26 protein-coding genes are annotated in these 21,270 nt (G+C 71.9%); 16 read left to right on the top strand and 10 right to left on the bottom strand.

What is annotated here, in order from left to right; genetic code table 11:
* Window positions 1-61 precede the first annotated feature (61 nt).
* Complete coding sequence (locus ACZ7L4_RS05440; RefSeq protein ID WP_472099895.1) at window positions 62-469, top strand: RidA family protein; 408 nt, start codon at window positions 62-64, stop codon at window positions 467-469.
* 64 nt (window positions 470-533) lie between these two features.
* Here ACZ7L4_RS05440 and ACZ7L4_RS05445 read toward each other — a convergent pair whose 3' ends face one another.
* The 3 genes from ACZ7L4_RS05445 to ACZ7L4_RS05455 all read right to left on the bottom strand — a co-directional run bounded on the left by ACZ7L4_RS05445 (window position 534) and on the right by ACZ7L4_RS05455 (window position 3,052).
* Window positions 534-2,027, bottom strand: a complete 1,494-nt coding sequence (locus ACZ7L4_RS05445) for a SulP family inorganic anion transporter (protein WP_472099897.1) — start codon at window positions 2,025-2,027, stop codon at window positions 534-536.
* Window positions 2,028-2,035: 8 nt separating this feature from the next.
* The gene (locus tag ACZ7L4_RS05450) at window positions 2,036-2,617 is read right to left on the bottom strand and encodes a carbonic anhydrase (protein ID WP_472099899.1); all 582 of its coding nucleotides are present in this window, start codon (window positions 2,615-2,617) and stop codon (window positions 2,036-2,038) included.
* Between the two features lie 72 nt (window positions 2,618-2,689).
* A complete protein-coding gene (locus tag ACZ7L4_RS05455; RefSeq protein ID WP_472099901.1) occupies window positions 2,690-3,052 on the bottom strand; it encodes a hypothetical protein in 363 nt (120 codons plus the stop codon).
* A 173-nt stretch (window positions 3,053-3,225) separates the two neighbouring features.
* Here ACZ7L4_RS05455 and ACZ7L4_RS05460 point away from each other — a divergent pair, with 173 nt between their 5' ends.
* Window positions 3,226-3,960: a nitroreductase family protein gene (locus ACZ7L4_RS05460; RefSeq protein WP_472099903.1), complete on the top strand. Its 735-nt coding sequence runs from the start codon at window positions 3,226-3,228 to the stop codon at window positions 3,958-3,960.
* Window positions 3,961-3,970: 10 nt separating this feature from the next.
* Here ACZ7L4_RS05460 and ACZ7L4_RS05465 read toward each other — a convergent pair whose 3' ends face one another.
* From ACZ7L4_RS05465 to ACZ7L4_RS05485, 5 genes are all read right to left on the bottom strand, one after another.
* On the bottom strand, window positions 3,971-5,611 hold the full coding sequence (locus tag ACZ7L4_RS05465) for an ABC-F family ATP-binding cassette domain-containing protein (RefSeq protein ID WP_472099905.1): 1,641 nt from the start codon (window positions 5,609-5,611) through the stop codon (window positions 3,971-3,973).
* Window positions 5,612-5,694: 83 nt separating this feature from the next.
* Window positions 5,695-7,329 carry a ribosomal protection-like ABC-F family protein gene (gene abc-f, locus ACZ7L4_RS05470; RefSeq protein ID WP_472099906.1) on the bottom strand — a complete coding sequence of 545 codons (1,635 nt, stop codon included), beginning with the start codon at window positions 7,327-7,329 and terminating at the stop codon, window positions 5,695-5,697.
* A 213-nt stretch (window positions 7,330-7,542) separates the two neighbouring features.
* Window positions 7,543-8,031 carry an HPP family protein gene (locus ACZ7L4_RS05475; RefSeq protein ID WP_385761635.1) on the bottom strand — a complete coding sequence of 163 codons (489 nt, stop codon included), beginning with the start codon at window positions 8,029-8,031 and terminating at the stop codon, window positions 7,543-7,545.
* 99 nt (window positions 8,032-8,130) lie between these two features.
* On the bottom strand, window positions 8,131-8,295 hold the full coding sequence (locus ACZ7L4_RS05480; protein ID WP_385761637.1) for a hypothetical protein: 165 nt from the start codon (window positions 8,293-8,295) through the stop codon (window positions 8,131-8,133).
* Window positions 8,296-8,426: 131 nt separating this feature from the next.
* A complete protein-coding gene (locus tag ACZ7L4_RS05485) occupies window positions 8,427-8,984 on the bottom strand; it encodes a Dps family protein (protein WP_472099908.1) in 558 nt (185 codons plus the stop codon).
* Window positions 8,985-9,125: 141 nt separating this feature from the next.
* On the opposite strand from ACZ7L4_RS05485, the gene ACZ7L4_RS05490 reads away from it, so the two are divergent.
* The 3 genes from ACZ7L4_RS05490 to ACZ7L4_RS05500 are packed head-to-tail and all read left to right on the top strand — an operon-like array spanning window position 9,126 to window position 13,037.
* Window positions 9,126-9,998, top strand: coding sequence for an ABC transporter ATP-binding protein (locus ACZ7L4_RS05490; protein ID WP_472099910.1), 873 nt, complete (start codon window positions 9,126-9,128; stop codon window positions 9,996-9,998).
* Complete coding sequence (locus tag ACZ7L4_RS05495; protein WP_472099912.1) at window positions 9,995-10,978, top strand: ABC transporter substrate-binding protein; 984 nt, start codon at window positions 9,995-9,997, stop codon at window positions 10,976-10,978. The genes ACZ7L4_RS05490 and ACZ7L4_RS05495 overlap by 4 nt, the downstream gene beginning before the upstream one ends.
* A 4-nt stretch (window positions 10,979-10,982) precedes the next feature.
* Window positions 10,983-13,037, top strand: coding sequence for an iron ABC transporter permease (locus ACZ7L4_RS05500; protein ID WP_472099913.1), 2,055 nt, complete (start codon window positions 10,983-10,985; stop codon window positions 13,035-13,037).
* Between the two features lie 7 nt (window positions 13,038-13,044).
* Here ACZ7L4_RS05500 and ACZ7L4_RS05505 read toward each other — a convergent pair whose 3' ends face one another.
* Window positions 13,045-13,518, bottom strand: coding sequence for a peroxiredoxin (locus ACZ7L4_RS05505; protein WP_472099915.1), 474 nt, complete (start codon window positions 13,516-13,518; stop codon window positions 13,045-13,047).
* 135 nt (window positions 13,519-13,653) lie between these two features.
* Here ACZ7L4_RS05505 and ACZ7L4_RS05510 point away from each other — a divergent pair, with 135 nt between their 5' ends.
* The 3 genes from ACZ7L4_RS05510 to ACZ7L4_RS05520 all read left to right on the top strand — a co-directional run bounded on the left by ACZ7L4_RS05510 (window position 13,654) and on the right by ACZ7L4_RS05520 (window position 15,015).
* Complete coding sequence (locus ACZ7L4_RS05510; RefSeq protein ID WP_306321985.1) at window positions 13,654-13,860, top strand: hypothetical protein; 207 nt, start codon at window positions 13,654-13,656, stop codon at window positions 13,858-13,860.
* Window positions 13,861-14,147: 287 nt separating this feature from the next.
* Window positions 14,148-14,618: an SsgA family sporulation/cell division regulator gene (locus ACZ7L4_RS05515; RefSeq protein WP_472099917.1), complete on the top strand. Its 471-nt coding sequence runs from the start codon at window positions 14,148-14,150 to the stop codon at window positions 14,616-14,618.
* Between the two features lie 112 nt (window positions 14,619-14,730).
* The gene (locus tag ACZ7L4_RS05520; RefSeq protein ID WP_472099919.1) at window positions 14,731-15,015 is read left to right on the top strand and encodes a hypothetical protein; all 285 of its coding nucleotides are present in this window, start codon (window positions 14,731-14,733) and stop codon (window positions 15,013-15,015) included.
* A gap of 62 nt (window positions 15,016-15,077) precedes the next feature.
* Here ACZ7L4_RS05520 and ACZ7L4_RS05525 read toward each other — a convergent pair whose 3' ends face one another.
* Entirely contained in the window at window positions 15,078-15,824 is a 747-nt protein-coding gene (locus ACZ7L4_RS05525; protein ID WP_472099921.1) for an IclR family transcriptional regulator, read from the bottom strand.
* A 171-nt stretch (window positions 15,825-15,995) separates the two neighbouring features.
* On the opposite strand from ACZ7L4_RS05525, the gene ACZ7L4_RS05530 reads away from it, so the two are divergent.
* From ACZ7L4_RS05530 to ACZ7L4_RS05565, 8 genes are read left to right on the top strand one after another with little or no spacing between them, the layout of a single operon-like run.
* Window positions 15,996-17,156, top strand: a complete 1,161-nt coding sequence (locus tag ACZ7L4_RS05530) for an amidohydrolase/deacetylase family metallohydrolase (protein ID WP_472099922.1) — start codon at window positions 15,996-15,998, stop codon at window positions 17,154-17,156.
* Window positions 17,157-17,201: 45 nt separating this feature from the next.
* Window positions 17,202-17,597 (top strand): hypothetical protein, encoded by a 396-nt coding sequence (locus tag ACZ7L4_RS05535; protein WP_472099923.1) that lies wholly within the window; start codon window positions 17,202-17,204, stop codon window positions 17,595-17,597.
* A gap of 23 nt (window positions 17,598-17,620) precedes the next feature.
* Window positions 17,621-17,989, top strand: coding sequence for an SFCGS family glycine-rich protein (locus ACZ7L4_RS05540; protein ID WP_472099925.1), 369 nt, complete (start codon window positions 17,621-17,623; stop codon window positions 17,987-17,989).
* Window positions 17,986-18,321 carry a DUF4312 family protein gene (locus tag ACZ7L4_RS05545; RefSeq protein ID WP_472099927.1) on the top strand — a complete coding sequence of 112 codons (336 nt, stop codon included), beginning with the start codon at window positions 17,986-17,988 and terminating at the stop codon, window positions 18,319-18,321. The genes ACZ7L4_RS05540 and ACZ7L4_RS05545 overlap by 4 nt, the downstream gene beginning before the upstream one ends.
* A 4-nt stretch (window positions 18,322-18,325) precedes the next feature.
* Window positions 18,326-19,114: a DUF4311 domain-containing protein gene (locus ACZ7L4_RS05550; RefSeq protein WP_472099929.1), complete on the top strand. Its 789-nt coding sequence runs from the start codon at window positions 18,326-18,328 to the stop codon at window positions 19,112-19,114.
* A 13-nt stretch (window positions 19,115-19,127) separates the two neighbouring features.
* Window positions 19,128-19,871: a DUF4310 family protein gene (locus tag ACZ7L4_RS05555; protein WP_472099931.1), complete on the top strand. Its 744-nt coding sequence runs from the start codon at window positions 19,128-19,130 to the stop codon at window positions 19,869-19,871.
* A gap of 28 nt (window positions 19,872-19,899) precedes the next feature.
* Window positions 19,900-21,003 carry a DgaE family pyridoxal phosphate-dependent ammonia lyase gene (locus tag ACZ7L4_RS05560; RefSeq protein ID WP_472099933.1) on the top strand — a complete coding sequence of 368 codons (1,104 nt, stop codon included), beginning with the start codon at window positions 19,900-19,902 and terminating at the stop codon, window positions 21,001-21,003.
* On the top strand, window positions 21,000-21,263 hold the full coding sequence (locus tag ACZ7L4_RS05565; RefSeq protein WP_356382578.1) for an HPr family phosphocarrier protein: 264 nt from the start codon (window positions 21,000-21,002) through the stop codon (window positions 21,261-21,263). Before ACZ7L4_RS05560 ends, ACZ7L4_RS05565 begins: the two co-directional genes overlap by 4 nt.
* Window positions 21,264-21,270: the final 7 nt, after the last annotated feature.

Raw genomic sequence — 21,270 nt, forward strand, 5'->3', positions numbered from 1 at the left:
GCGGGCGGGTGCGGGCCCGTGGCACGATGACGCACCACCGCACCCGTCCGAAGGGAACCCCGTGCCCCGCGCAGTCACCCTGATCCGTTCCGAGGCCCTCTCCGATGTCGCGGAGTACGCCTACGCGGCCACCGCGCCGGCCGAGGCGCGGCTTGTCTTCCTCGCCGGTTCCTGCCCGTTGGCGAAGGACGGGTCGACCGTCGCCGTTGGTGACTACGCGGGTCAGGCGGCGCAGTGTGTCGCGAACCTGCGCGTCGCCCTCGACGCGGCCGGCGCGGTCCTCGAGGACGTCATCAGCACCCGCGTCCTCGTGGCGTCGACGCGGCAGGAGGACCTGGTCACGGCCTGGCAGGTGGTGCGTGACGCCTTCGGCGACCACGACGTGCCGAGCACCTTGATGGGTGTCACCGTGCTCGGCTACACGGACCAGCTCGTCGAGGTCGAGGCGGTCGCCGCGGTGGTCGACTGACACACACGAAGGCCCCGACTCCCGTGCCGAACACGGGAGTCGGGGCCGATGCGTCTCGATCCGATCAGGCCGATGTCACCTTCACCGGCTCCGTCTCCGCCGAACTGTGCCGTTCCGCCCAGTTCTCCAGGGCCGTGCGGCACGCGTGGTCCAGGTGGTGGACTCCGGTCAGGTTCAGTTCCACGGGCCGGTTCTGCGGGAGTGCCTCCAGGCTGTCGAGGATCTTCGGCAGCTTCAGGAAGGTGGCATTGCCCGTCAGATGGGCCTGGATCGGGCCCGCGCCCTTGTCTATGACCTCCAGCTTCACGTGCGAGGCGTCCCAGGCGGTCTTGATCACCGACAGGGCGAGGCCGATGAGCACGCCCTCGAACATGCTGACCGCCACGATCGACACCGCGGTGACGACCAGGATCAGCGCCTCACCGCGATGCTCGCGCCACAGCCGCGCCAGTGCCCGTACGGGAACCAGCTTCGCCCCGGCGTGCACGAGCACACCCGCGAGCGCCGGGATCGGGATGTAGGCGAGCAGCGCGGGCAGTAGCGCCGCGAACAGCAGCAGCCACACGCCGTGCATGACGCGAGACGCCTTGGTCCTGGCGCCCGCCTGCACATTGGCCGAACTGCGCACGATCACCGCGGTCATCGGCAGCGCGCCGAGCACACCGCACACCGCGTTGCCCGCACCCTGCGCGAGCAGTTCCTTGTCGTACTGGGTGCGCGGACCGTCGTGCATCCGGTCCACGGCCGCCGCGCTGAACAGGGACTCGGCGGACGCGATGAGCGTGAACGCCACGATCGTGCCGAGCACACCGACGGCAGCGAGTTCACCGAACGCGTCGAGGGGCGGCGGCTGGATCGAGCCGAGCAGGCCGTTGACCTCGACCATGGCGACAGGCGCGTCGAACACGAACGCCGCCAGCATCGCGAGACCCACCGCGGTGAGCGGGCCAGGAACGACGCGGGCCTTGCGCGGCATGTACTTCCAGCACACCAGGATCGCGACGGTCCCGGCGCCCAGGGCGAGCGAGGCCAGCGCGCGGGTGCTGCCGAGGGCGTCGAAGAACGCCTCCGGAAGGCCCGCGATCTTGCCGAGCCCCGACTCCGGGGCCTTGGCGTCGAGCACCGAGTACATCTGACCGGCGATCAGGACCAGGCCGATGCCCGCGAGCATGCCCTCGACGACCGACACCGAGATGGCCCGGAAGTAGCGGCCCACCTTCAGCGCGCCCATGAGGATCTGCAGCAGGCCGGTGGCCAGCACGATGACACCGAGTATGGGAAGGCCGAACTCGCGCACCGCTTCGTACACGAGCACGGTGAGACCGGCGGCCGGTCCTGACACCTGGAGACTGCTGCCGCGCATCAGTCCCGTGACGATTCCGCCGACGATGCCGGTGATCAGGCCGAGTTCGGCGGGCACGCCGGAGGCGACGGCGACACCGACGCACAGCGGCAGTGCCACCAGGAACACGACGAGCGAGGCGGTGAAGTCCGCCTTGAGGTGGGGGAACTTGGAGGTGGACGGGGGTGTGGGGGTGTGGGGGGTGGTGTCGGTCATGGCGGCGCTCACAGAGTCTCGAACGCGTCGGTGTCGACGCGGTGTTCGCGGACGGCGCCGGTGTGCACCTCGTAGTACCAGCCGCGCAGGGTGAGGCGGCCGTCGGCGAGCCGGCGCTCCACGCACGGGTAGGAGCGCAGCCGCAGCAGCTGGGCGAGGACGTGCTGTTGGACGGCCGTGGAGACCGTGACATCGGCCGGGTCGCACGCTCCCGGTTCGTCCGCGGCGTGCGCGAGCCAGTCGCGGACGGCGGGCACGGCCGCGAGGTCGTCGCCGCGCACCAGCGCGCCGATCGCCCCGCAGTGCGAGTGACCGCACACGACGATGTCCTGGACGCCGAGGACTTCCACGGCGTACTCGATGGTGGCGGTCTCCCCGCTGGGGCTGCCGCTGGTGTACGGGGGCACGATGTTGCCCGCGGTGCGGAGCTCGAACAGCTCACCGGGGCGCGCGCCCGTGATCAGGGCCGGCACGACGCGAGAGTCGGAGCAGGTGATGAAGAGCACCTGCGGGGACTGGCCGTCGGCGTGACTGGCGAACTCCTCAGGGCGCGAGCCGAAGGTACGGGCGTTGTCGATGAGGGGCTGCATGTGTGGTGATTCCTCCTGGCGCGCCGGCATGGCGCGTCGGACGGGCAGGACAGGTCGGAACAGCTGGGCCTGTCAGCAGCGGAACACCTGGAGCGACGCCGCTGACAGTTCGTCGATGGATCTGTCCGGGCGGGTGTGGGAGGCGCGGGAGGAGGTGTGCGCGTGCGCGGAGGGGCCTTCGGGCGCCGGTGACTGGGCGCACAGGTACGGGAGTTGGCCCGTGCGTGCTGCCGCCCGGTGCCGGTCGCGGCCGCGGATCACCTCGGCCGGTCCCTGGGGCGCCGACACCTCGCCGTTGCACGCCCGCACCTCGGCCGGTGTCACGACCGGGGTGTGTGCGGGAGCGAACGCCTGTGCGGACGCGGGCAGGGGAAGCGCGAGCAGTAGGGCGACCAGAAGGGCCACCACTGCGCGCTTCTTCCCACCTCGGGACATGTTCCCCCCTCACGCCTCTCTCGCCAAGAACTCGTCAACGTCAGGTCAACTGATGGTCAATAGACAGGTTAACTCTGCAAAGGTGGCTCGTGGGTTAACTGGGTGTTTCGTCTCGAAGGATGGGTGAAAGATGAGGGTGTTATGGCGCGAATGACACCCCTACACTCGCGATCATGACTCACACGGCGACAGACACCGAGACACCCCAAATCCCTGACGACACAACCCTGTTCGGCACCATGTCCACGATGCGCGCCATGCGTCGGCTGCGCCCGGAACCGGTTCCCGACGAAATACTGGAAAGGCTGATTCAAGCGGCTGTGTGGGGGCCCAGTGGCGGCAATATGCAGCGCTACGAATACGTCGTGGTCACCGATCCGGCAGTCATGGCGGAATTGGAACCGTTGTGGAGGCGCTGTGTGGACGCCTACTTGGCGACCACCGGCAAGCACGCGCCCGAGGGCATGGACGAGGCCGCGTACGCGCGGATGGTCGCCGCCATCGAGTACCAGCGCGACCACTTCGCCGAGACACCGGCGCTCGTCATCCCCTGCTACCAGTTCCCGCCGCCGCGCGTCGACGAGGAGGGACTCCTCGCCTCCGTCACCGCGCTCGGCCCCGAGGCGGCCGCCACCATGGCGAGCACGCAGGAGCGCTTCGCCGCGCTCGCGGAGGGCTCCTGCGTCTACCCCGGCGTACAGAACCTGCTGCTCGCCGCACGCGGCCTCGGCCTCGCCGCCAACATCACCATCTGGCACCTGATGCTGGAGGACGAGTGGAAGGCCGCGCTCGGCATCCCCGACGACATGCGGACGTTCGCCGCCATCCCGATCGGATGGCCGCTGGGCCGGTTCGGCCCGGTGCGCCGCAGGCCCGTCGCGGACGTGGTGCACCGCAACCGCTGGTAGACCCGCGCGGTCACCCGTCGCCCGCGCCCGCTTCGAGGCGGATCTCGCGGCCCTTCCAGCGCTCGCGCAGCCAGCGGTCGTGGCAGGCGACGACGACGGCGCCGGGGCCCGCGCCCAACGCGTCCTCCAACTCGTCGCACAGCGTGGGGGACAGGTGGTTCGTCGGCTCGTCGAGCAGCAGCAGCTCCGGCGGGTTCGCCACGAGCAGCGCGAGCGCGAGCCGGCGCCGCTGGCCGACCGAAAGGCGCCCCACGGGTTTGCCGAGGTCGGCCGGGCCCAGCAGACCGAGGTCCGCCAGCGGCACCGCCTCGGCCCGCGCGAACCCGAGCTCCCGGGTGTACGTGTCCCGGGCCGTCAGCTCGGGCCGCTCGAACACGGAGTCCTGGGTGAGCATCCCCACCGACAGTCCGGTACGCCGCCGTGTCTCGCCCCGCGCGGGCAACCGCCCGGCCAGGACCGCCAACAGGGTCGACTTCCCACTGCCGTTGGCGCCGGTGACCAGGAGCCGGTCCTCGGGTGTCACGTCGAGCCGGTCCAGTGCCAGCCGTCCGGGTACCCGGACCGCCCGCAGGGACACGAGCGGCCCGTCGTCGGTGTCGTCGGAAGACATGTCGGCGAGCCGGTCGGGCCGGAAGCGCAGCGGCGGCGGGGGCGCCGCGACCTGGGTGCGCTCCAGCTCCTCCAGGCGCCGGGTGGCATTGCGGACCCGGCGGGAGATCTGGCTCTGCACCCGGTTGGCGCGGACGCCGTAGCCCATCTTCTCGTTGTCGCGCGGACCCCGGTCCGGGGCGACACGGCGCGCCGACACACCCGCCGCGTGCCGCAGCGCCACCAACTCCTCCTGCTCCTCGGCGAACCGCCGCTCCCACCGCTCCCGCTCGGCCCGCTTCTGCGCGAGGTAGCCGCTGTAGGTGCCGCCGAACCGCACGGGACCGTCCACCGCCGGATCGAGGTCGACGAGATCCGTGCAGACGGCCTCGAGGAACGCCCGGTCGTGGCTGGCGAGCACCACCACGCCGGGCAGCGCCCGCACCTGTTCCTCCACGAACAGCGCCGCGTCGTCGTCGAGATGGTTCGTCGGCTCGTCGAGCAGCAGTGCGGCGGGGCGGCGTACGAGAAGCGCGGCGAGCGCGAGGCGCCCGCGCTGGCCGCCGGAGAGCGAGCCGAGGGTCCGGGTGTGCGCGAGCGCCCCGAGGCCGAGACCGGCCAGCGTGATCTCGGCGCGCCGGTCCGCGTCCCATGCCTCGTGCTCCCGCGCGCTCTCCAGCAACTGGCCGTAGGCGTCGAGCAGTTCGGTGTGGGTGTCGGAGTCCTCCGGTGTGTCGGCGAGCCGTTCGCCGAGCCGGTCGAGCTCGGCGAGTTCGGCGCGGGTCTCGCGCAGCGCGTCGTCCAGCACGTCCGCGATCGTGGTCGCGGCGTCGTAGGGCGCCTCCTGTTGCAGGAAGCCGAGGTCGGGCGGCCGTACGACGCTGCCGGAGTCGGGGGTGTCGACCCCGGCGAGCAGGCGCAGCAGGGTCGATTTGCCGACCCCGTTCTCGCCGATCAGGCCGATGCGGCGGCCGGGCGCCGCGGTGAGCGACACACCGTCGAGGACGCGGCGGCTGTCGAGGGTGCGGGTCAGGTCGTGGGCGATGAGGGCGGGCTGGGGCATGAGGTGTGTTCCGTTCGACGTGAGGAGCCGTGGGGCCCGCCGGGCGTACGCCTCGGAGCGGGCCATGTCGTCACGCCGGGGGATCACATCTCGGGCGCCCCCACCTCGGTCAGCTCGCCGCCCGCGAGCCGCAGCCCGCGCTCCACCCCGATCCGTGCCAGGAACCGCTCGTCGTGGCTGACCACCATGAACGCGCCCTCGTACGAGGCGAGCGCGCTCTCCAGCTGGCCGACGCCGACCAGGTCGAGGTTGTTCGTCGGCTCGTCGAGGAGCAGCAGCTGCGGAGCCGGCTCCGCGCACAGCACGCAGGCCAGGGTGGCCCGCAGCAGTTCCCCGCCGGACAGGACGCCGACCGGCAGATGGGCGCGCGGGCCGCGGAACAGGAACCGGGCCAGCAGATTCATCCGCTCCGCCTCGGGGCGCGCCGGTGCGAACGCGGCGAAGTTCTCCGCGACGGTGCGCTCGGGGTCGAGCAGGTCCAGGCGCTGCGACAGATAGGCGATCCGTCCTTCGGCCCGCTTCACGCTGCCGCCGCTCGGCTGGAGATCACCGCTCACGAGCCGCAACAGGGTGGTCTTTCCCGCCCCGTTGGGACCCGTCAGCGCGATCCGCTCGGGGCCGCGCACCGCGAAGTCGATGCCGTCGGCGGCGAACAGATCCTGCTCGCCCCGGCGGACCTGGGCGTGCTCGGCGAGGACGAGGGTGCGTCCCGCGGGCACCTTGGTGTCGGGCAGGTCGAGGACGAGGCGCGGATCGTCGCGCACCGCGCGCTCCGCCTCGTCGAGCCGCGCCTTCGCGTCGCCGACACGGGCCGCGTGCGTCTGCCCGGCGCGGCCCGCGGACTCCTGGGCGCCCCGCTTCATGGTCCCGGCGAAAATCTTGGGCAGGCCGGCGCTCTTCAGGTTGCGCGCGGCGTTGCTCGCGCGGCGTTCGGCGCGCTCGCGGGCCTGCTGCATCTCCCGCTTCTCGCGCTTCACCTCCTGCTCGGCGTTGCGGACGTTCTTCTCGGCGACCTCCTGCTCCGCGCTCACCGCCTCCTCGTACGCGGTGAAGTTGCCTCCGTACCAGCGCAGTTCACCGTGGTGCAGCTCGGCGATCCGCTCCATGCGGTCCAGGAGCGCGCGGTCGTGGCTGACCAGGAGCAGGCAGCCGTTCCAGCGCTCCAGCACGTCGTACAGGTGGCGCCGGGCGTCGAGGTCGAGGTTGTTGGTGGGCTCGTCGAGGAGCAGTACGTCGGGGCGGCGCAGCAGCTGCGCGGCAAGGCCGAGCGAGACGATCTGGCCGCCGCTGAGCGTGTCGAGGCGGCGGTCGAGATCCAGGGCGCCGAGCCCCAGGGAGTCGAGCTCGGCGCGGGTGCGCTCCTCGATGTCCCAGTCGTCGCCGATGACGGTGAAGTGCTCCTCGCTCACGTCGCCCGACTCGACGGCGTCGAGGGCCCGGACGATCTCGGCGACGCCGAGCACCTCGGCCACGGTGAGCGAGCCGGCCAGCGGCAGGTTCTGGGGGAGATGGCCGAGCACACCGTGCACGGTCACCGAGCCGCCGGTGGGCCTCAGCTCACCGGCGATCAGCTTGAGCAGCGTGCTCTTGCCCGCGCCGTTAGGAGCCACGAGCCCGGTGCGGCCGGACGGCACGGAGAAGGACAGGCCGTCGAACACCGGGGTGTCGTCGGGCCAGGAGAAGGACAGGTTCGAGCAGACGACGGAAGCGTCGGACACGGAAGAGACCTCGCGTGGGATACGGGCACGCCGACACGGCAGCCCGGAACAGGAAAGGGGGACGACTGTGAGGCCACACCGGCGATGCATCCGCGCATCGGCCGCTGGCCTGTCAGAGCCGGGTGATCACCCGGAGATGTCGTCGTCCACCGCCATGTTCATTCTCCTCAAGACGCGAAAGGTCCAAGAACACTAACAGCTGCCGACGCCCGCTCACCAGCTCAATGGGTATCGGACCGGGTGTCCGCCGATCCTGGCCGGCAGCAGCCCGATCAGGACCAGCAGCGCGGTGCCGAGCGCGAGCAGGGAGAGGAAGGGCACCGGGTGCGGGGCCTGCAGCACGACGATCACGGCCGTGGCGGCCGCGGGGGAGTGGGAGAGATGGGTGAGCATCATCGCGCCCAGCGAGAGGCCCGCGGCGACCGCCGCACCCCATCCGTTGCTCCCCGTCACCGCGAGCGTCGCGAAGCCGATGGCCGCCGAGATCAGCTGGCCCCCGACGAGGTTGCGCGGCTGCGAGATCGGCAGCCCGGGCGCGCCGTGCACCAGGGCCGCGCTCGCGGCGAGCGGGGGTATCAGGAGCGGCTGCCGCAGCAGCACACCGACACCGACGAGCACGAGCAGGGCGCCGATCGCGAAGACGGTGGCCCGCAGCGCGTGCAGGGGGTGAGGGCGGGGGACGGCGGACGGGGGCGTGGACATGCGATCTCCGGGCAGGGGGAGCGGGGACCCGGTGATCATAAACAAAATGTTGAAGCCCTGGCATTTCGCTTGCCTCTCGGGCAAAGAGGCCCGGGCCCGCTACTGCCGCCGGTTGTCCTCCGCGATCCGTGTCGCCCGGGAGCGCACGTCGGCCTCGGACAGTCCCGCGTCGCACACGATCGTCATCACACTGCCGTCGTCCAGCGACACCTGTCGCATCTCGACGCCCAACTTCCGTGTGCGCTGCGGCTCTTCGTCGGACATGAGGGCTCCTCACGGCCGACGCGGCGCTGTGCCGCGTCGGCTCAACAATTGACGAACTCCCACGGTAGGCACACGCGGTGGCGCGCACGGCGCACCGGCGGGGCGCAGTCACACGATCGGGTCCGTGGACCTCACCGTACGGCCTGGTGTGCCGCCTCCGTCTCGGTGTCGGCGTCACCGGTGCGCAGGGCGCCGCCCGCCGTCTCCAGGTGGGCGCGGACGAACCACTGGAACTTCTCCAGCTCCCGCAGCTGTCCGATCAGCAGGTCCTGGGTGGCCAGGTCGATGGCGCCGGTCTGGTCGACCGCCTTGCGGACGTCCTCGACGAGGCCGGTGTAGACGACGTCCAGCGCGCCGAGGTGGGCGATGGCGTCCGCCCGGCCGACGCTGTAGTCCTCCCAGGTCCGCGCGGCGACGAGCACTCCGGGCGTGCCGTGGCTGACGCCGCCGAGCGCCGCCGCGCGCTCCGCGACCTCGTCCGCCATCGCACGGACCTTCTCGACCTGCGGGTCGATCATCTCGTGCACGGCGATGAAGTGCGGTCCCACGACGTTCCAGTGGATGTGCTTGAGCGTGAGGTGCAGATCGTTGAGGGCGTGCAGGCGCAGCTGCAGGATGTCGATGAGCTCGCCCGCCTCGGATACGTCGAGGCCGGGGACGGTGTACTTCGGGTTGCTCCGCAGAGCCATGGTGCGTGTCTCCCTTCGGGCTGCGAGCGGTTGAGCTGCACTGTCGGACTACCCCGCATGCGAGATCCATTCCTGATCGGCGCCGAGCAGGGGACGGCCCCGGGGTTCCCCGAAAGGTAAGGTTAGGCTAACCTTCGGCTCGTGAGATCTGGTGAACGCGCAGGTAGCGCCCCTCGTCCGCGCGGTCACGAACTGTCGGCGGAGCACGTGACCGTGTCGTACGACGGAGTCGACGTCGTGCACGACGCGGCCCTCGTCCTCAAGCCCGGCGAAGTGACCGCCCTCGTCGGTCCCAACGGCAGCGGCAAGTCGACGCTGCTGCGGACCGTCGCCCGGCTGCAGAAGCCCCGGCACGGCACGCTGAGCCTCGACGCGGGCACGGCCGACGCCGCCGACGGCTTCGACCTCACCGCCCGTCAGTTCGCCCGCCGGGTCGCGCTGTTGACCCAGAGCAGGCCCACCCCGGGCGGGCTCACTGTGCGCGACGTCGTCGAGTTCGGCCGCTATCCCTACCGGGGACGGTGGGGACAGGCCGATGCCGACGGCGCCGAGGTCGTCGCCCGGGTCCTGGCCATGACCGGCGTCGAGGCGCTCGCCGACCGCGGCGTCGACCAGCTCTCCGGCGGACAGCTGCAGCGCGTGTGGCTGGCGAGCTGCCTCGCCCAGCAGACCGGCGTGCTCCTCCTCGACGAGCCGACCACCTACCTCGACCTGCGCTACCAGATCGAACTCCTCGACCTCATGCGGGACCTGGCGGACGACGGCGGGATCGCCGTCGGCGTCGTCCTGCACGACCTCGACCAGGCCGCCGCCGTCGCCGACCGGATCGCGCTGCTCAGCGAGGGCCGCGTCATCGCCGACGGCGCCCCCGAGGACGTCCTGCGCTCCGAGCGCCTCACCGAGACGTACGGCATCCGCGTCGACGTCGACACCGACCCCTTCACCGGACGGCTGCGCACCCGCGCGATGGGCCGTCACCACAGCAGAAGCGAAAGGCTCCAGAGCACCTCATGAGACGCCCCATGATCATCGCGGCAGGCGCTGCCGCCGCGGCCCTCGTCCTGTCCGCCTGCGGCAGCTCCGAGCCCGCGCAGACCGACCCCGACCGCAAGGCCGCGCCGATCACCCTGACCGGCGCCAACGGCTCCAAGGTCACCCTCGACGGGCCGGCCACCAAGGTCGTCGGCACCGAGTGGAACGTCGTCGAGTCCCTCGTCACACTCGGCGTCGACCCCGCGGGCGTCGCCGACGTCAAGGGCTACAAGGCCTGGGACACCGCCGCGCCGCTCACCAACGCGCCCAAGGACATCGGCACCCGGGGCGAGCCCAGCATGGACAGCATCGCGGGCCTCACCCCCGACCTGATCGTCGCGACCACCGACCTGTCGGCGTCCGCGGTCAAGCAGATGAAGAAGATCGCCCCGGTCCTCCAGGTGAAGTCGGCCGACGGCGCCGACCAGGTCGGCACGATGTTCGACACCCTCGACACCCTCGCGAAGGCCACCGGCAAGGAGGACGAGGCGAAGGACGCCAAGAAGGCGTACGAGGCCAAGCTCGCCGAGGGCAAGAAGGCCCTGAAGGACGCGGGCGCGGACGGCTCGAAGATAGCGACCGCCGACGGCTACTCCGCCTCCAACCAGGTCTCCGTGCGCGCCTTCACCGGCAACTCCCTGCTCGGCGCCGTCAACGAGGACCTCGGCCTGAAGAACGCCTGGAAGGTCAAGGGCGACAAGGACTACGGCCTCGCCACCACCGACGTCGAGGGCCTCACCGGGCTCGGCGACGACGTGCGGTTCACGTACATCGGCAACAAGAAGGCCGGCGGCTCCGACGTCTTCACCAAGGACCTCGCCGACAACTCCGTGTGGAAGTCGCTGCCCTTCGTGAAGTCCGGCGACGTGCACCGACTGCCCGACGGCACCTGGCTGTTCGGCGGGCCGAAGTCGATGGAGCAGTACATCGACGGCGTCGTCGCCGCCCTGACGAAGAAGTAGGCACGTGGCCGTCACCGCACCTCCTCGCACCCTGGCGGCGCCGTCCGTCGGCGCCGTCGGGGTGACGGCCGGGCTCGCGCTGCTCGTCGCCGTGCTCGCCGTCGTCGACATCACCTACGGCACGGCCGACGTCGGCGCCCGCCAGGTGTGGCAGGCCCTCACCGGGCAGGCCGAGGCGGGCGACGCCTCCGTCGTCGTCGCCTCCCGGCTGCCGCGCATGGTGGCCGGGCTGCTCGTCGGCGTGGCGCTCGGCGCGGCGGGTGCCGTGCTGCAGGCGGTCAGCCGCAACGTGCTCGCCTCGCCCGACACCCTCGCCGTCAACGCCGGTTCGTACCTCGCGCTCGGGGTGCTCGCGGCCACCGGCGCGACCGCCTCCGTGTTCGCGTCCTCCGCGGTCGCCTTCGTCGGCGGACTCGCCGCGGCCGCCGTCGTGCTCGGGCTCGCCGGACGCGCCGCCACCACGGTCCGCCTGGTGCTCGCGGGCAGCGCCCTCGCCCTCGGCCTCAACGCCGTCACCGAGTCGCTGATCCTGCTCTTCCCCGAACAGACCGAGGGCCTCTACCAGTGGAACCAGGGCAGCATCGCCCACAACGGTTTCGCCGGAGTGGCCCGCATGGCGCCCGTCGTGGTCGCCGCGCTCATCGGCCTCGTGCTGCTCGCCCGCCGCGTCGACGGGCTGACCCTCGGGGACGACGCGGCGCGCGGCCTCGGCATCCCGGTGCGCGGCACCCGCGTCACCGCCGTCGTGCTCGCGGCGCTGCTCTCGGCGGCCGCGGTCACCCTGTGCGGGCCGATCGGCTTCGTCGGCCTGTGCGCCCCCGCGCTGGTCAGGCCGGTGGCCCGCCGCGTGCGTTCGCTCGTACGGCACCGGCTGCGCATCCCCGTCGCGGGCCTCGTCGGCGCCGCGCTCGTGCTCGGTTCCGACCTGTTGCTGCGCGCCGTGACCTCCGCCCAGGTGGCGGTCACGGTGCCGACGGGCGTGGTCACCAGCGTCGTCGGCGCGGTGTTCCTCGTCGTGATGGCGCTGCGGCTTCGGGACGGGGACGCCGCCGCGCCGCCTGACCGGATGCGCATCCCGAGCCGCAAGGTCTTCGCGGTCACCGTGGCGGCCCTGGCGGCGGTGCTGATCGGCACGGCCGTCGCGGGGGTCCTCCTCGGCGACAGCACGCTGCTCCTCGGCGACGTCGCCAACTGGGCGGGCGGGCAGGCCGGTCAGGCCATCACGTTCGTCCTGGACACCCGGGTGCCGCGCGTCCTCGCCGCTCTGTGCGCGGGCGCGGCGCTCGCCCTGTCCGGCACGCTCGTGCAGTCCGTGACCCGCAACCCGCTGGCCGAACCCGGTGTGCTCGGGGTCTCCGGCGGCGCCGCGCTCGGCGCCGTGCTGCTGGTCACCACGGTGCCCGGCGCGGGCTCGTGGAGCATCGCCGGCGCGGCGTTCGCGGGCGCCGCCGTCACCTCCGCCGTCGTGTTCGGACTCGCGGCCAAGGGCGGATTCCAGCAGAGCCGGCTCGTCCTGGTCGGCGTCGGCACCGCGTCGGGGACGGCGGCCCTGATCAGCCTCCTGATCGTGCTCACCGACCGGTTCAGCGCGACCAAGGCCCTGGTGTGGCTCTCCGGTTCGACCTACGGGCGCAGTTTCCCGGACGTGCTGCCGGTCGCGGCCGTGCTCGTCGTCGCCGCCGTCATCGCGGTCGCCCGGCGCAAGGAGCTCGACCTCGTCTCCCTCGACGCGGACACGCCCCGCCTCCTCGGCCTCGACCTGGCACGCGGACGCCTCGGCTTCCTGGTGCTCAGCGTGCTGCTCAGCGCCACGGCGGTCGCCGCCGCGGGCACGATCGGGTTCGTCGGTCTCGTGGCGCCGCACGCGGCCCGCGCCCTGGTGGGGCGCAAGCACGTGCGGGTCGTACCGGTCGCGATGCTCCTGGGCGCGGCCCTCGTCTGCGTCGCGGACCTGCTGGGCCGTGCCGTCATCGCCCCGGCCCAGCTGGGCGCGGGCCTGATGACGGCCGTCGTCGGCACGCCGTACTTCGTGTATCTGCTGGTGCGCGGACGGCGGTAGGGCGGCCTCAGCCCGCCTTCGTACGCAGCACCTCGAGGGCCCGGTCCGCATGCGCGCTCATCCTGAACTCGCTGCGGACCACCTCGAGCACCTGCCGGTCGGTGCCGATCACGAACGTGGCGCGCTTGGTATGCAGCGGCCCGAAACCGCGCGCCACCCCGAAGCGGCCGCGCACCTCGCCCTCCGGGTCCGAAAGCAGCGGAAACCCGAGGGTGTGCCGCTGAGTGAACTCCCGCTGGCGTTCGACGGCGTCGGAGCTGATCCCCACCGGGCGAGCGCCGACCGCCGCGAACTCGGCCGCCAGATCCCGGAAGTGGCAGGCCTCCGCGGTGCAGCCGGGGGTGAGCGCGGCCGGGTAGAAGAAGAGCACGACCGGCCCCTCGGCGAGCAGGGACGACAGCGTGGTGGGCGCCCCCGTCTCGTCGGGCAGCGTGAAGTCCTCGACGACGGATCCGGCTTGGATCCGGGCGGACGTGGGCATGGGGCCTCCCAGGGCTCGACAGTGGACGCGCGATCGTGGACGCGTGCGCCGTTCACGTATACCGGACGGTAAGTCGTACCGAACAGAATGTGCCCCAGGGATGTTGAGCCGTGACGGGCTGGGTAGGGGCGGCTCATGGACGTGTCGCATGACCAGAACGTGGAGACGGCAGTGGCCGCTGCCGCCTTCCTCTCCGGGCAGCAGGTCACCGAGAAGCAGTGCGGTGGCTGCGGGACCGTGGTGGCGGGCATCAACGGTCGTTACGCGTGCGGCGCATGTGGCTGGATCAACCACTGGTCGGACGGGGACACCCATCTGCCCGGGGCGGAGGACGACGTCTGAGCGGCGTCGCGGGGGAGCGGCGCAGTCGAACGTTTCTGCGATGTGAGCCCCTCGCGTCGAACTGGTTGTGAAGGCCGTTGGGCCATTCGCGCATATGCCACTCGGTGTATGCCCCTTGGCCTACGGTTTGGAATGTCGCCCTTGTCGGGCGATGGCATGACAGCACAGTCCGGCGGGAGTGGTGATGGGCCGGGCGACCCCACGTACCGGGCGGTGCCGCCGGGAGCGGGGCAAGGAGTGACGAGAACTCCCGCACAGGTGCGACAGCAGGGATGAGGTGGGTCAGGGTGAGCCCTGACGAACGGCACACGTACGGGCGCCTGGAGGCGCTGGCTGCGGGAGTTCTCGCCTACCCGGACGGCGAACGACTCGCGTGCGAGGTCGAGTTGCGGTACTGCGCGGACGACCCCCTGGTCGTCCGTGTCGTCCTGCCCGGAGGGCATGCGCGCGGCGGGAGTTGGGCGCTGTCCCGCGACCTGCTCTCGGCCGGGCTCACCGGCACGGCGGGCATCGGTGACGTCACGGTGCGGCCCGTGGCGCACGAGGGCGAGCCGCTGAGCGTGGAGATCGAGGTCCGCGGCGCGCGAGCCGGGGAACTGGTCCGCTTCGTGATGGGGCACCGTGCGCTGCTCACGTACCTGGAGCGCAGTCATGCCCTCGTGCCGTTCGGGACGGAGGCCGACCAGGGCGCGATGGACCGGGAGTTGGAGCTCTTCCTCGACGAGGGAGGCCCGGCGGAGGAGGCCGGAAATGCGTGATAAGCCGCGCATTGCGCCCTTCGTGTGATCCTGCGGTCCTTCCGCAACCGGCGCGCGGCCTCGATCGCTCTCTGCCTTCGAGACAACGGCGTACGCCACGAAGGAGGCCGGCATGCACACCATCGCGACCGGGCTGGACGAAGAGCAGATCCGCGCCATCGACTGGGCCGACGACTGGCTGCTGGCCCCGCCGAACCCGGCGGACCGCCTGCCCTCCCGGGTGGACCCCAAGGACATGCGGCGCCTCGAACTGCACGCGGTGCTCACCGCGTCGGGCGTCGCGCCCTCGCCGGGCGACACGGAGGCGATCGAGCAGCTCAGCTCGCTCCCGGACGCCGTGCACGCCACCCTGCGCCGCTGGCTGGGGTGTTGCGGGCAGTGCGGCTGCGCCGCCTGAGCCCCGACACCCTCGCGAAACCGGCCCCTCCGCACCTGGTGCGGAGGGGCTCTGGTGTGTCGTCACAGGCGGCGTGACACGTCCTGGGCCGCCTGCCGCACCGCCGGGGCGAACCCGGCCAGCTGCTCCTCGGTGACGAGGAAGGTCAGCGAGGAGACCGAGACGGCGCCGACCGGTGTGCCGTCCGCGTCGAGGACCGGGGCGGCGATCGAGCAGATCGACGCGTCCGCCTCCTCGTAGTCGGTGGCGTACCCGGCGTCCCGGATCGCGGCCAACTCCTTGACGAGGGCCGCCCGGTCGGTGTGCGTGTGCGGGGTGCGGGCGGGCAGACCGGTGCGGTCCAGGGTGGCGGCGGCCTCCTCGGCCGGCAGATGGGCCAGCAGCGCCTTGCCCGCGGCGGTCGCGTGCAGCGGCAACGGCGCCCCGACGTCCGTGGCGATCCGGTAGGCGTGGCCCGGGTCGACCTTGTGCGTGTACGTCGCGTGGTCCCCGCTCGGCACCGCCAGGTGCACCGCCTGCCCGAGCCGCTGTTGCAGCGCGCGCAGCACGGCGTCGATGCCCACCGCGTCGTCCGCGAGCACCTGCGCGGCCATCGCGCGCAGTTGATTGCCGCAGCCGTATCGGCCCTCGCCGTCGGCGGCCGCGTACCCCTCCTCGACGAGCGTGGCGAGGACCCGGTGCGTGCTGGCCTTGGAGACGCCGGAGCGCTCCGCGATGTCGCCGAGCCGGTGCGGCCCGTCCGCACGCGCCACCGCGTGCAGCACTCGAAGTGCCTTGACGACGGAATTCGCGGGCTTGCTCGCTTCCATTGACCCTCCGAGGAGACGCGGGCTATGTTTCCACTCGATCCGCCGAGCGGAACGCCATTCTACTCCACGGAACGTTCTCGGATCTTCAACTCGGGTGTCCAGCAGCGGCGGCGCGCCAGCCGCGCCCGTCGCCGTACGCACCACTTTCATGCCGGGGAAAGGTCGCCGTCCATGGCTGTGCACGCAGCTCCTTCCGCAGGTCCGCAACGATTCGATCTCGTCGTCTCGGGCGGGCTGTTGGCCGACCCGCTGAGCGCGGAGCCCTACGCCGGTGACCTCGCTGTACAGGGCGGCCGGATCGTCGCCGCGGGGGAGCCCGGCACGCTGGTCGCGGACGAGCGCGTCGACGCCACCGGCCTGCTCGTGGCGCCCGGCCTGATCGACCTGCACACCCACGTCTACGCGCCCCGCACCTCGCTCGGCGTACCGGCCGACAGGGTCGGTGTCGCGCAGGGTGTCACCACCGTGGTGGACGCGGGCAGCTGCGGCAGCGACCACTGGGACGACTTCGCGGGCAACGTTGTCAACGCCGCCGCGACCCGCGTCCTGAGCTGGCTCAACATCTCCCGGCACGGACTCGTCCACGGCCGCACCGAACTCGCGGGCGGCCCCGGCGACATCGACGAGGCCGCCACCGAGAAGCTGCTGCGCGAGCACCCCGACTGCGTGCGCGGCATCAAGGTGCGGATGAGCTCCTCGGTTCTCGGTGACAGCGGACTCGCACCCCTGAAGGCCGCCAAGCGGGTCGCCGCGCGGGTGGGGCGGCCGGTGATGGTGCACGTCGGCAACGAGCCGCCGCGCCTCGCCGACGTACTGGACCTGCTCGGCGAGGGCGATGTCGTCACACACGCCTTCCACGGCAAGCCCGGCGGCCTCTTCGGCAGCGAGGACGCCGCACGGCGGGCCGTCGCGCGCGGAGTGCGCCTCGACATCGGGCACGGCAGCGCCAGCCTGAGCCTCGCCACCGCCGAACGGGCCCTCGCGGCCGGGTTCACCCCGCACACCATCAGCACCGATGTGCACGTGGGCAATGTCGAGGGTCCGGTGCACTCCCTTGTCACCACCCTCAACAAGCTGCTCGCGCTCGGCCTCACGCCGCACGAGGTGATCCGGTGCGCGACCCTGCACCCCGCACAAGTCCTCGGACTGGAGGACGAGTTGGGGACCTTGCGCGTCGGCGGCGCCGCCGACCTGACACTGCTCAGGCTCGCCGAAGGACCGCTCGACCTGACCGACGCCGAGGGCCACACACGTACCACCCACACCCACCTGGAGGCGGTCGCGGCGGTGCGCGCCGGACGCCCGCACACCCTCAAGGCCGCCGGCGGCTGAGCCCCACCCACCGACCGCTCCACCGAACCACCGAGAGGCCCGTGAATGAGCACGCCCCTGATCGAACGGCTCGCGACGGCCGTCCAGGACACCTCGCAGCCCGTCACCGACGAGGACCGGGCCGACCTGGCGGAGTTCCTGCCGATCGCCCGGGCCCACGCGCAGATCGCCGGGATCGACTTCGACGAGACACGGGTGCTCGCCCTCGCCGTGCACGCCCTCGCCTTCGTCCGCCGGGTGCGCACCGCGGAACACCTCGACCCGCTCGACCCGGAGCTCGCCTCCGAACTGCCCGCCGGGCGCATGGAGTCGGCCCGCACCCTCATCGACACCTACTGCGCCCCGCGCGAGTTCCTCGCCGGGGACACCGAAGTCCTGCTGCTCGCCCTGCACTTCGAGGCGGCGGCACAGCTCCAGCACCAGACCACCCCTCAGGTTTGACCCACACACCAGGGAGCACCGCCATGACAGTCAAGATCGTGATCGGACACCGGCTCGGCAAGGGCCAGGCGGTCGCCGACGGCGTACGCGCCGCGGGCGGCGAGCCGGTCCTCATCCCCGGGCCCGGCGCCGACATGAAGGTCGGCGACGTGATGGACGCGGAGGGCGCCGCGCTCGGCATCTCCTTCTGCGGCAGCGGCGGCGCGGGAGCAGTCACCGCCAAGGCCAAGTACGGCCACGAGATCGAGTTCGGCATGCGCTCGGCGCAGGCCGGGGTGACCGCCGTCGAGCAGGGCCGCACCGTCCTCGGCTTCGGCTTCCTCGACAGCGAGGAACTGGGCTTCAAGGTCACCGAGGCGCTCCTCAAGAAGCTGGGGAAGGACGCCTCGTGAAGCAGCACCGCCACACCCTGCGGCTCACCGGCTCCGGGCCCACCAGGGACAAGGCGTTCGCCACCGCCATCGGGCAGGTCCAGTCGTCGGTCGACAAGCTCACCGACGGTGTGTGCTTCCGCGTCGAGCCCCTCGAGCTCGAGGTCGTCTCGGCCGTGGAGCACCGCTGGACGGAACGCTTCCTCGGCCTCCTCTTCCCCCGCACCCGACAGCGCTTCGAACTCACCCTGCGCGTCGAGGTGCAGGTGTCCTCCCTCGACCTCGAATCCGTCGACTTCACGGTGCGCGAGGAGCGGCTCTCGCCGGTCCAGCACGCCCTGCACATGAGGTGACCCGATGAACGAGACCCTCACCGTCCTGCTGGAGTCCCTCGTCATCGGCGGACTCATCGGCTTCGGTGCCTCCGCGGGCGTGGCCCGCATGTTCCACGCGCCGAAGGTCCAGGGCATGGGTGCCTTCCGCACCCTCGGCGAGCTGAACGCCTGTCAGAACGACCCGGTCGCGCACTTCTCGTTCGGCCTGGGATTCCTCTTCAACGCCTGGTCGAGCGCGGTCGGCACCGGTGCACTCACCTCCGACGTGGACCACCGCATCGTGCCGCACTGGACCGCATCGGTCGCGATGATCAAGAACCGCAGGCTCGCCGAGACCCTGCACAACCCCCGGCGCATGGCCATCACCGGCACCGGCGTCGGTATGGTCCTCGTCACCCTGCTCAACACCACCGCCGCCTCGATCCCGCACTCGCTGCAGGAGGTCGCCGCCAAGGTGCTCGGGCCCGCGTCCGAGTGGCTGATCAACCCCGTGATGCCGATCATCTTCTGGATGGCCGCCGTCGACGCGGGCCGGCGCGCCGGAGCCTGGGGCACCGTCCTCGGCGGCCTCGGCCACCTCGTGATGGGCAACGCCGTCCCCGGCATCGTGCTCGGCATCGTCATCGGCAAGGGCGTCGACGACCTCGGCTGGACCAAGGTCACCAAGTCCCTCGCGGGCGTGGTGATCGCGCTGTTCGCGGCCAGTACCGTCCTGCGCGGCGCCGACATCACCCTGCTCGAGCAGCTGAACGTGCACATCCCGCACTGGCTCGCGCACTTCCACGACGTGACCGGCACGAAGCCCGAGTGAGGCAGGCAGCGACATGACCGAGACATCCACCGCCGCCTCGGGCGGCATACCGGCGCAGAACTCCGGATCGGACGAGCAGCCCTCCAAGGGCGGCTTCCTGAGCAAGGTCCCGGGAGAGGGCAGCTTCTGGCTCGCCGAATGGGCCTTCCCCGTCTTCGTGGCCTGCCTGGCCGCCGGCATCTTCACCGGTACACACCTGTACTACGTCTACCACACCGGTGTGTTCAGCGACGTCGCCGTCGCCTCCATGCTCAAGGCCGGGATGGAGAACGGCAGTTACGGCGCCGCGGCCGCCTTCGGCGCGGGCTTCCTCTTCGCCCGTGTCATCGAGGGGCCCATGGTCGGCATCCTCGACATCGGCGGCTCCCTGCAGACCGGCGTCGGCATCGGCATCCCCGCCATGCTGCTCGGCGCCGGATTCACCGCGCCACTCGAACACTTCTGGCTCGCCATCCCGGTGGGCGCCCTCCTCGGCGCGCTGATCGGCGGCGCCATCCTCGCCATCCGGCGCGCCACCGTGAACTCGACGGGCGGCACCTCCACCTTCGGCGCCGACGTGATGATGGGCGCGGGCAACTCCGCAGGACGCTATCTGGGCCCGCTCGTCATCATCTCCGCCGCCACCGCGTCCCTGCCGGTCGGCATCGGCTCGACCATCGGCGCCGCCCTCTTCTACAAGTGGCAGAAGCCGCTGACCGGCGGAGCCATCATCGGCGCGATGATCGCGGGCCTCTTCTTCCCGATCCCCGGCAAGTGACAGCCTCCCCTTGGCCTTAGGACACACCGTGCACTCTCTCCACCACGACCTCGGCACACCGCCCGCCATCAACGCCAGCGGCAAGATGACGGCGCTGGGCGGCAGTGTCCTCAGCGACGGCGTCGTCGCCGCGATGGGCGAGGCCGCCAGGCACCACGTCGTCATGGACGACCTGATGGTTGCCGTCGGCCGCGAGATCGCCCGCGCCACCGGCACCGAGGACGGCTGCCCCACCACAGGCGCGGCGTCCGGCGTCGCCATCGCGGTCGCCGCCGTCATCGCGGGCTCCGATCTGTCCCGCATCGAGGCCCTGCCCGATGCGGGCGACGCCCCCTGCGAGGTGATCCTGCCGCGCGGCCACTCCGTCCACTTCGGCGCGCCCGTACGGCAGATGGTCGCGCTCGGCGGCGGTCGCCCCGTCGAGGTCGGCTCCGCGAACAAGGTGAGCGCGGACCACCTGGCGGGCGCGATCGGCCCGCGCACCGCGGCCCTGCTGTACGTCCAGTCCCACCACGCCGTGCAGAAGGGCATGGTGTCCCTCGCCGAGACCGTCGAGGTGGCCCGCGCCCACGGCCTCCCGGTCATCGTCGACGCCGCCGCCGAGGGCGAACTGCGCCGCTGGCCCGCCACCGGAGCCGACCTGGTCGTCTACAGCGGCGGCAAGGCCGTCGGCGGCCCCACCTCCGGGATGATCTGCGGCAGCGCCGCGCGCATGGCGGCGTGCCGGGCCCAGTACGGCGGCATCGCCCGCCCGATGAAGGTCGGCAAGGAGACCCTCTTCGGCCTCGTCCAGGCGCTGCGCGAGTACGGCACCACCCAGAGCGGCGGACACCGGCCCCGCATGGAGAAGCTCGCCGCGCGCCTCGCGGACCTGCCGGGCCTCACCACCCGGGTCGTCAGCGACGAGGCGGGCCGCGACATCCACCGCACCGAGCTCACCGTCGACCCTGACACGGCGGGCCGCGACGCGGCCGGTCTCGCCGCCGAACTCGCCGCGAGCGGCGTGTACCTGAGGGACCATCACGCCGTCACGGGACGCCTCGCCATCGACCCGCGCCCCATGAACCCCGACGAAGAGGACCAGCTGGTGGACCGGCTGACCGCACTGCTGGACGGAGAGAACAACCGATGACCGTCGTCGAACGCCGCCTCGTGGTGACCGAGGAGGCCGGCCTGCACGCCCGCCCCGCCACCGCCTTCGCCCAGATCGCCGCCCGCGCCGCGGCCGACGTCACCGTCGCACGGGACGACGGTCACGAGGTCCCCGCCCGCAGCGTCCTTTCCCTGATGACACTCAACATCCGCTGCGGCGACGCCATCGTGCTGCGCGCCCGCGGGGCCGACGCCGAGTCGACCCTGGACGCCCTCGCCGAGATCGCGGCCCCCGCGTGACCCAGGC

This window comes from Streptomyces sp. NPDC107575 (assembly GCF_055657265.1).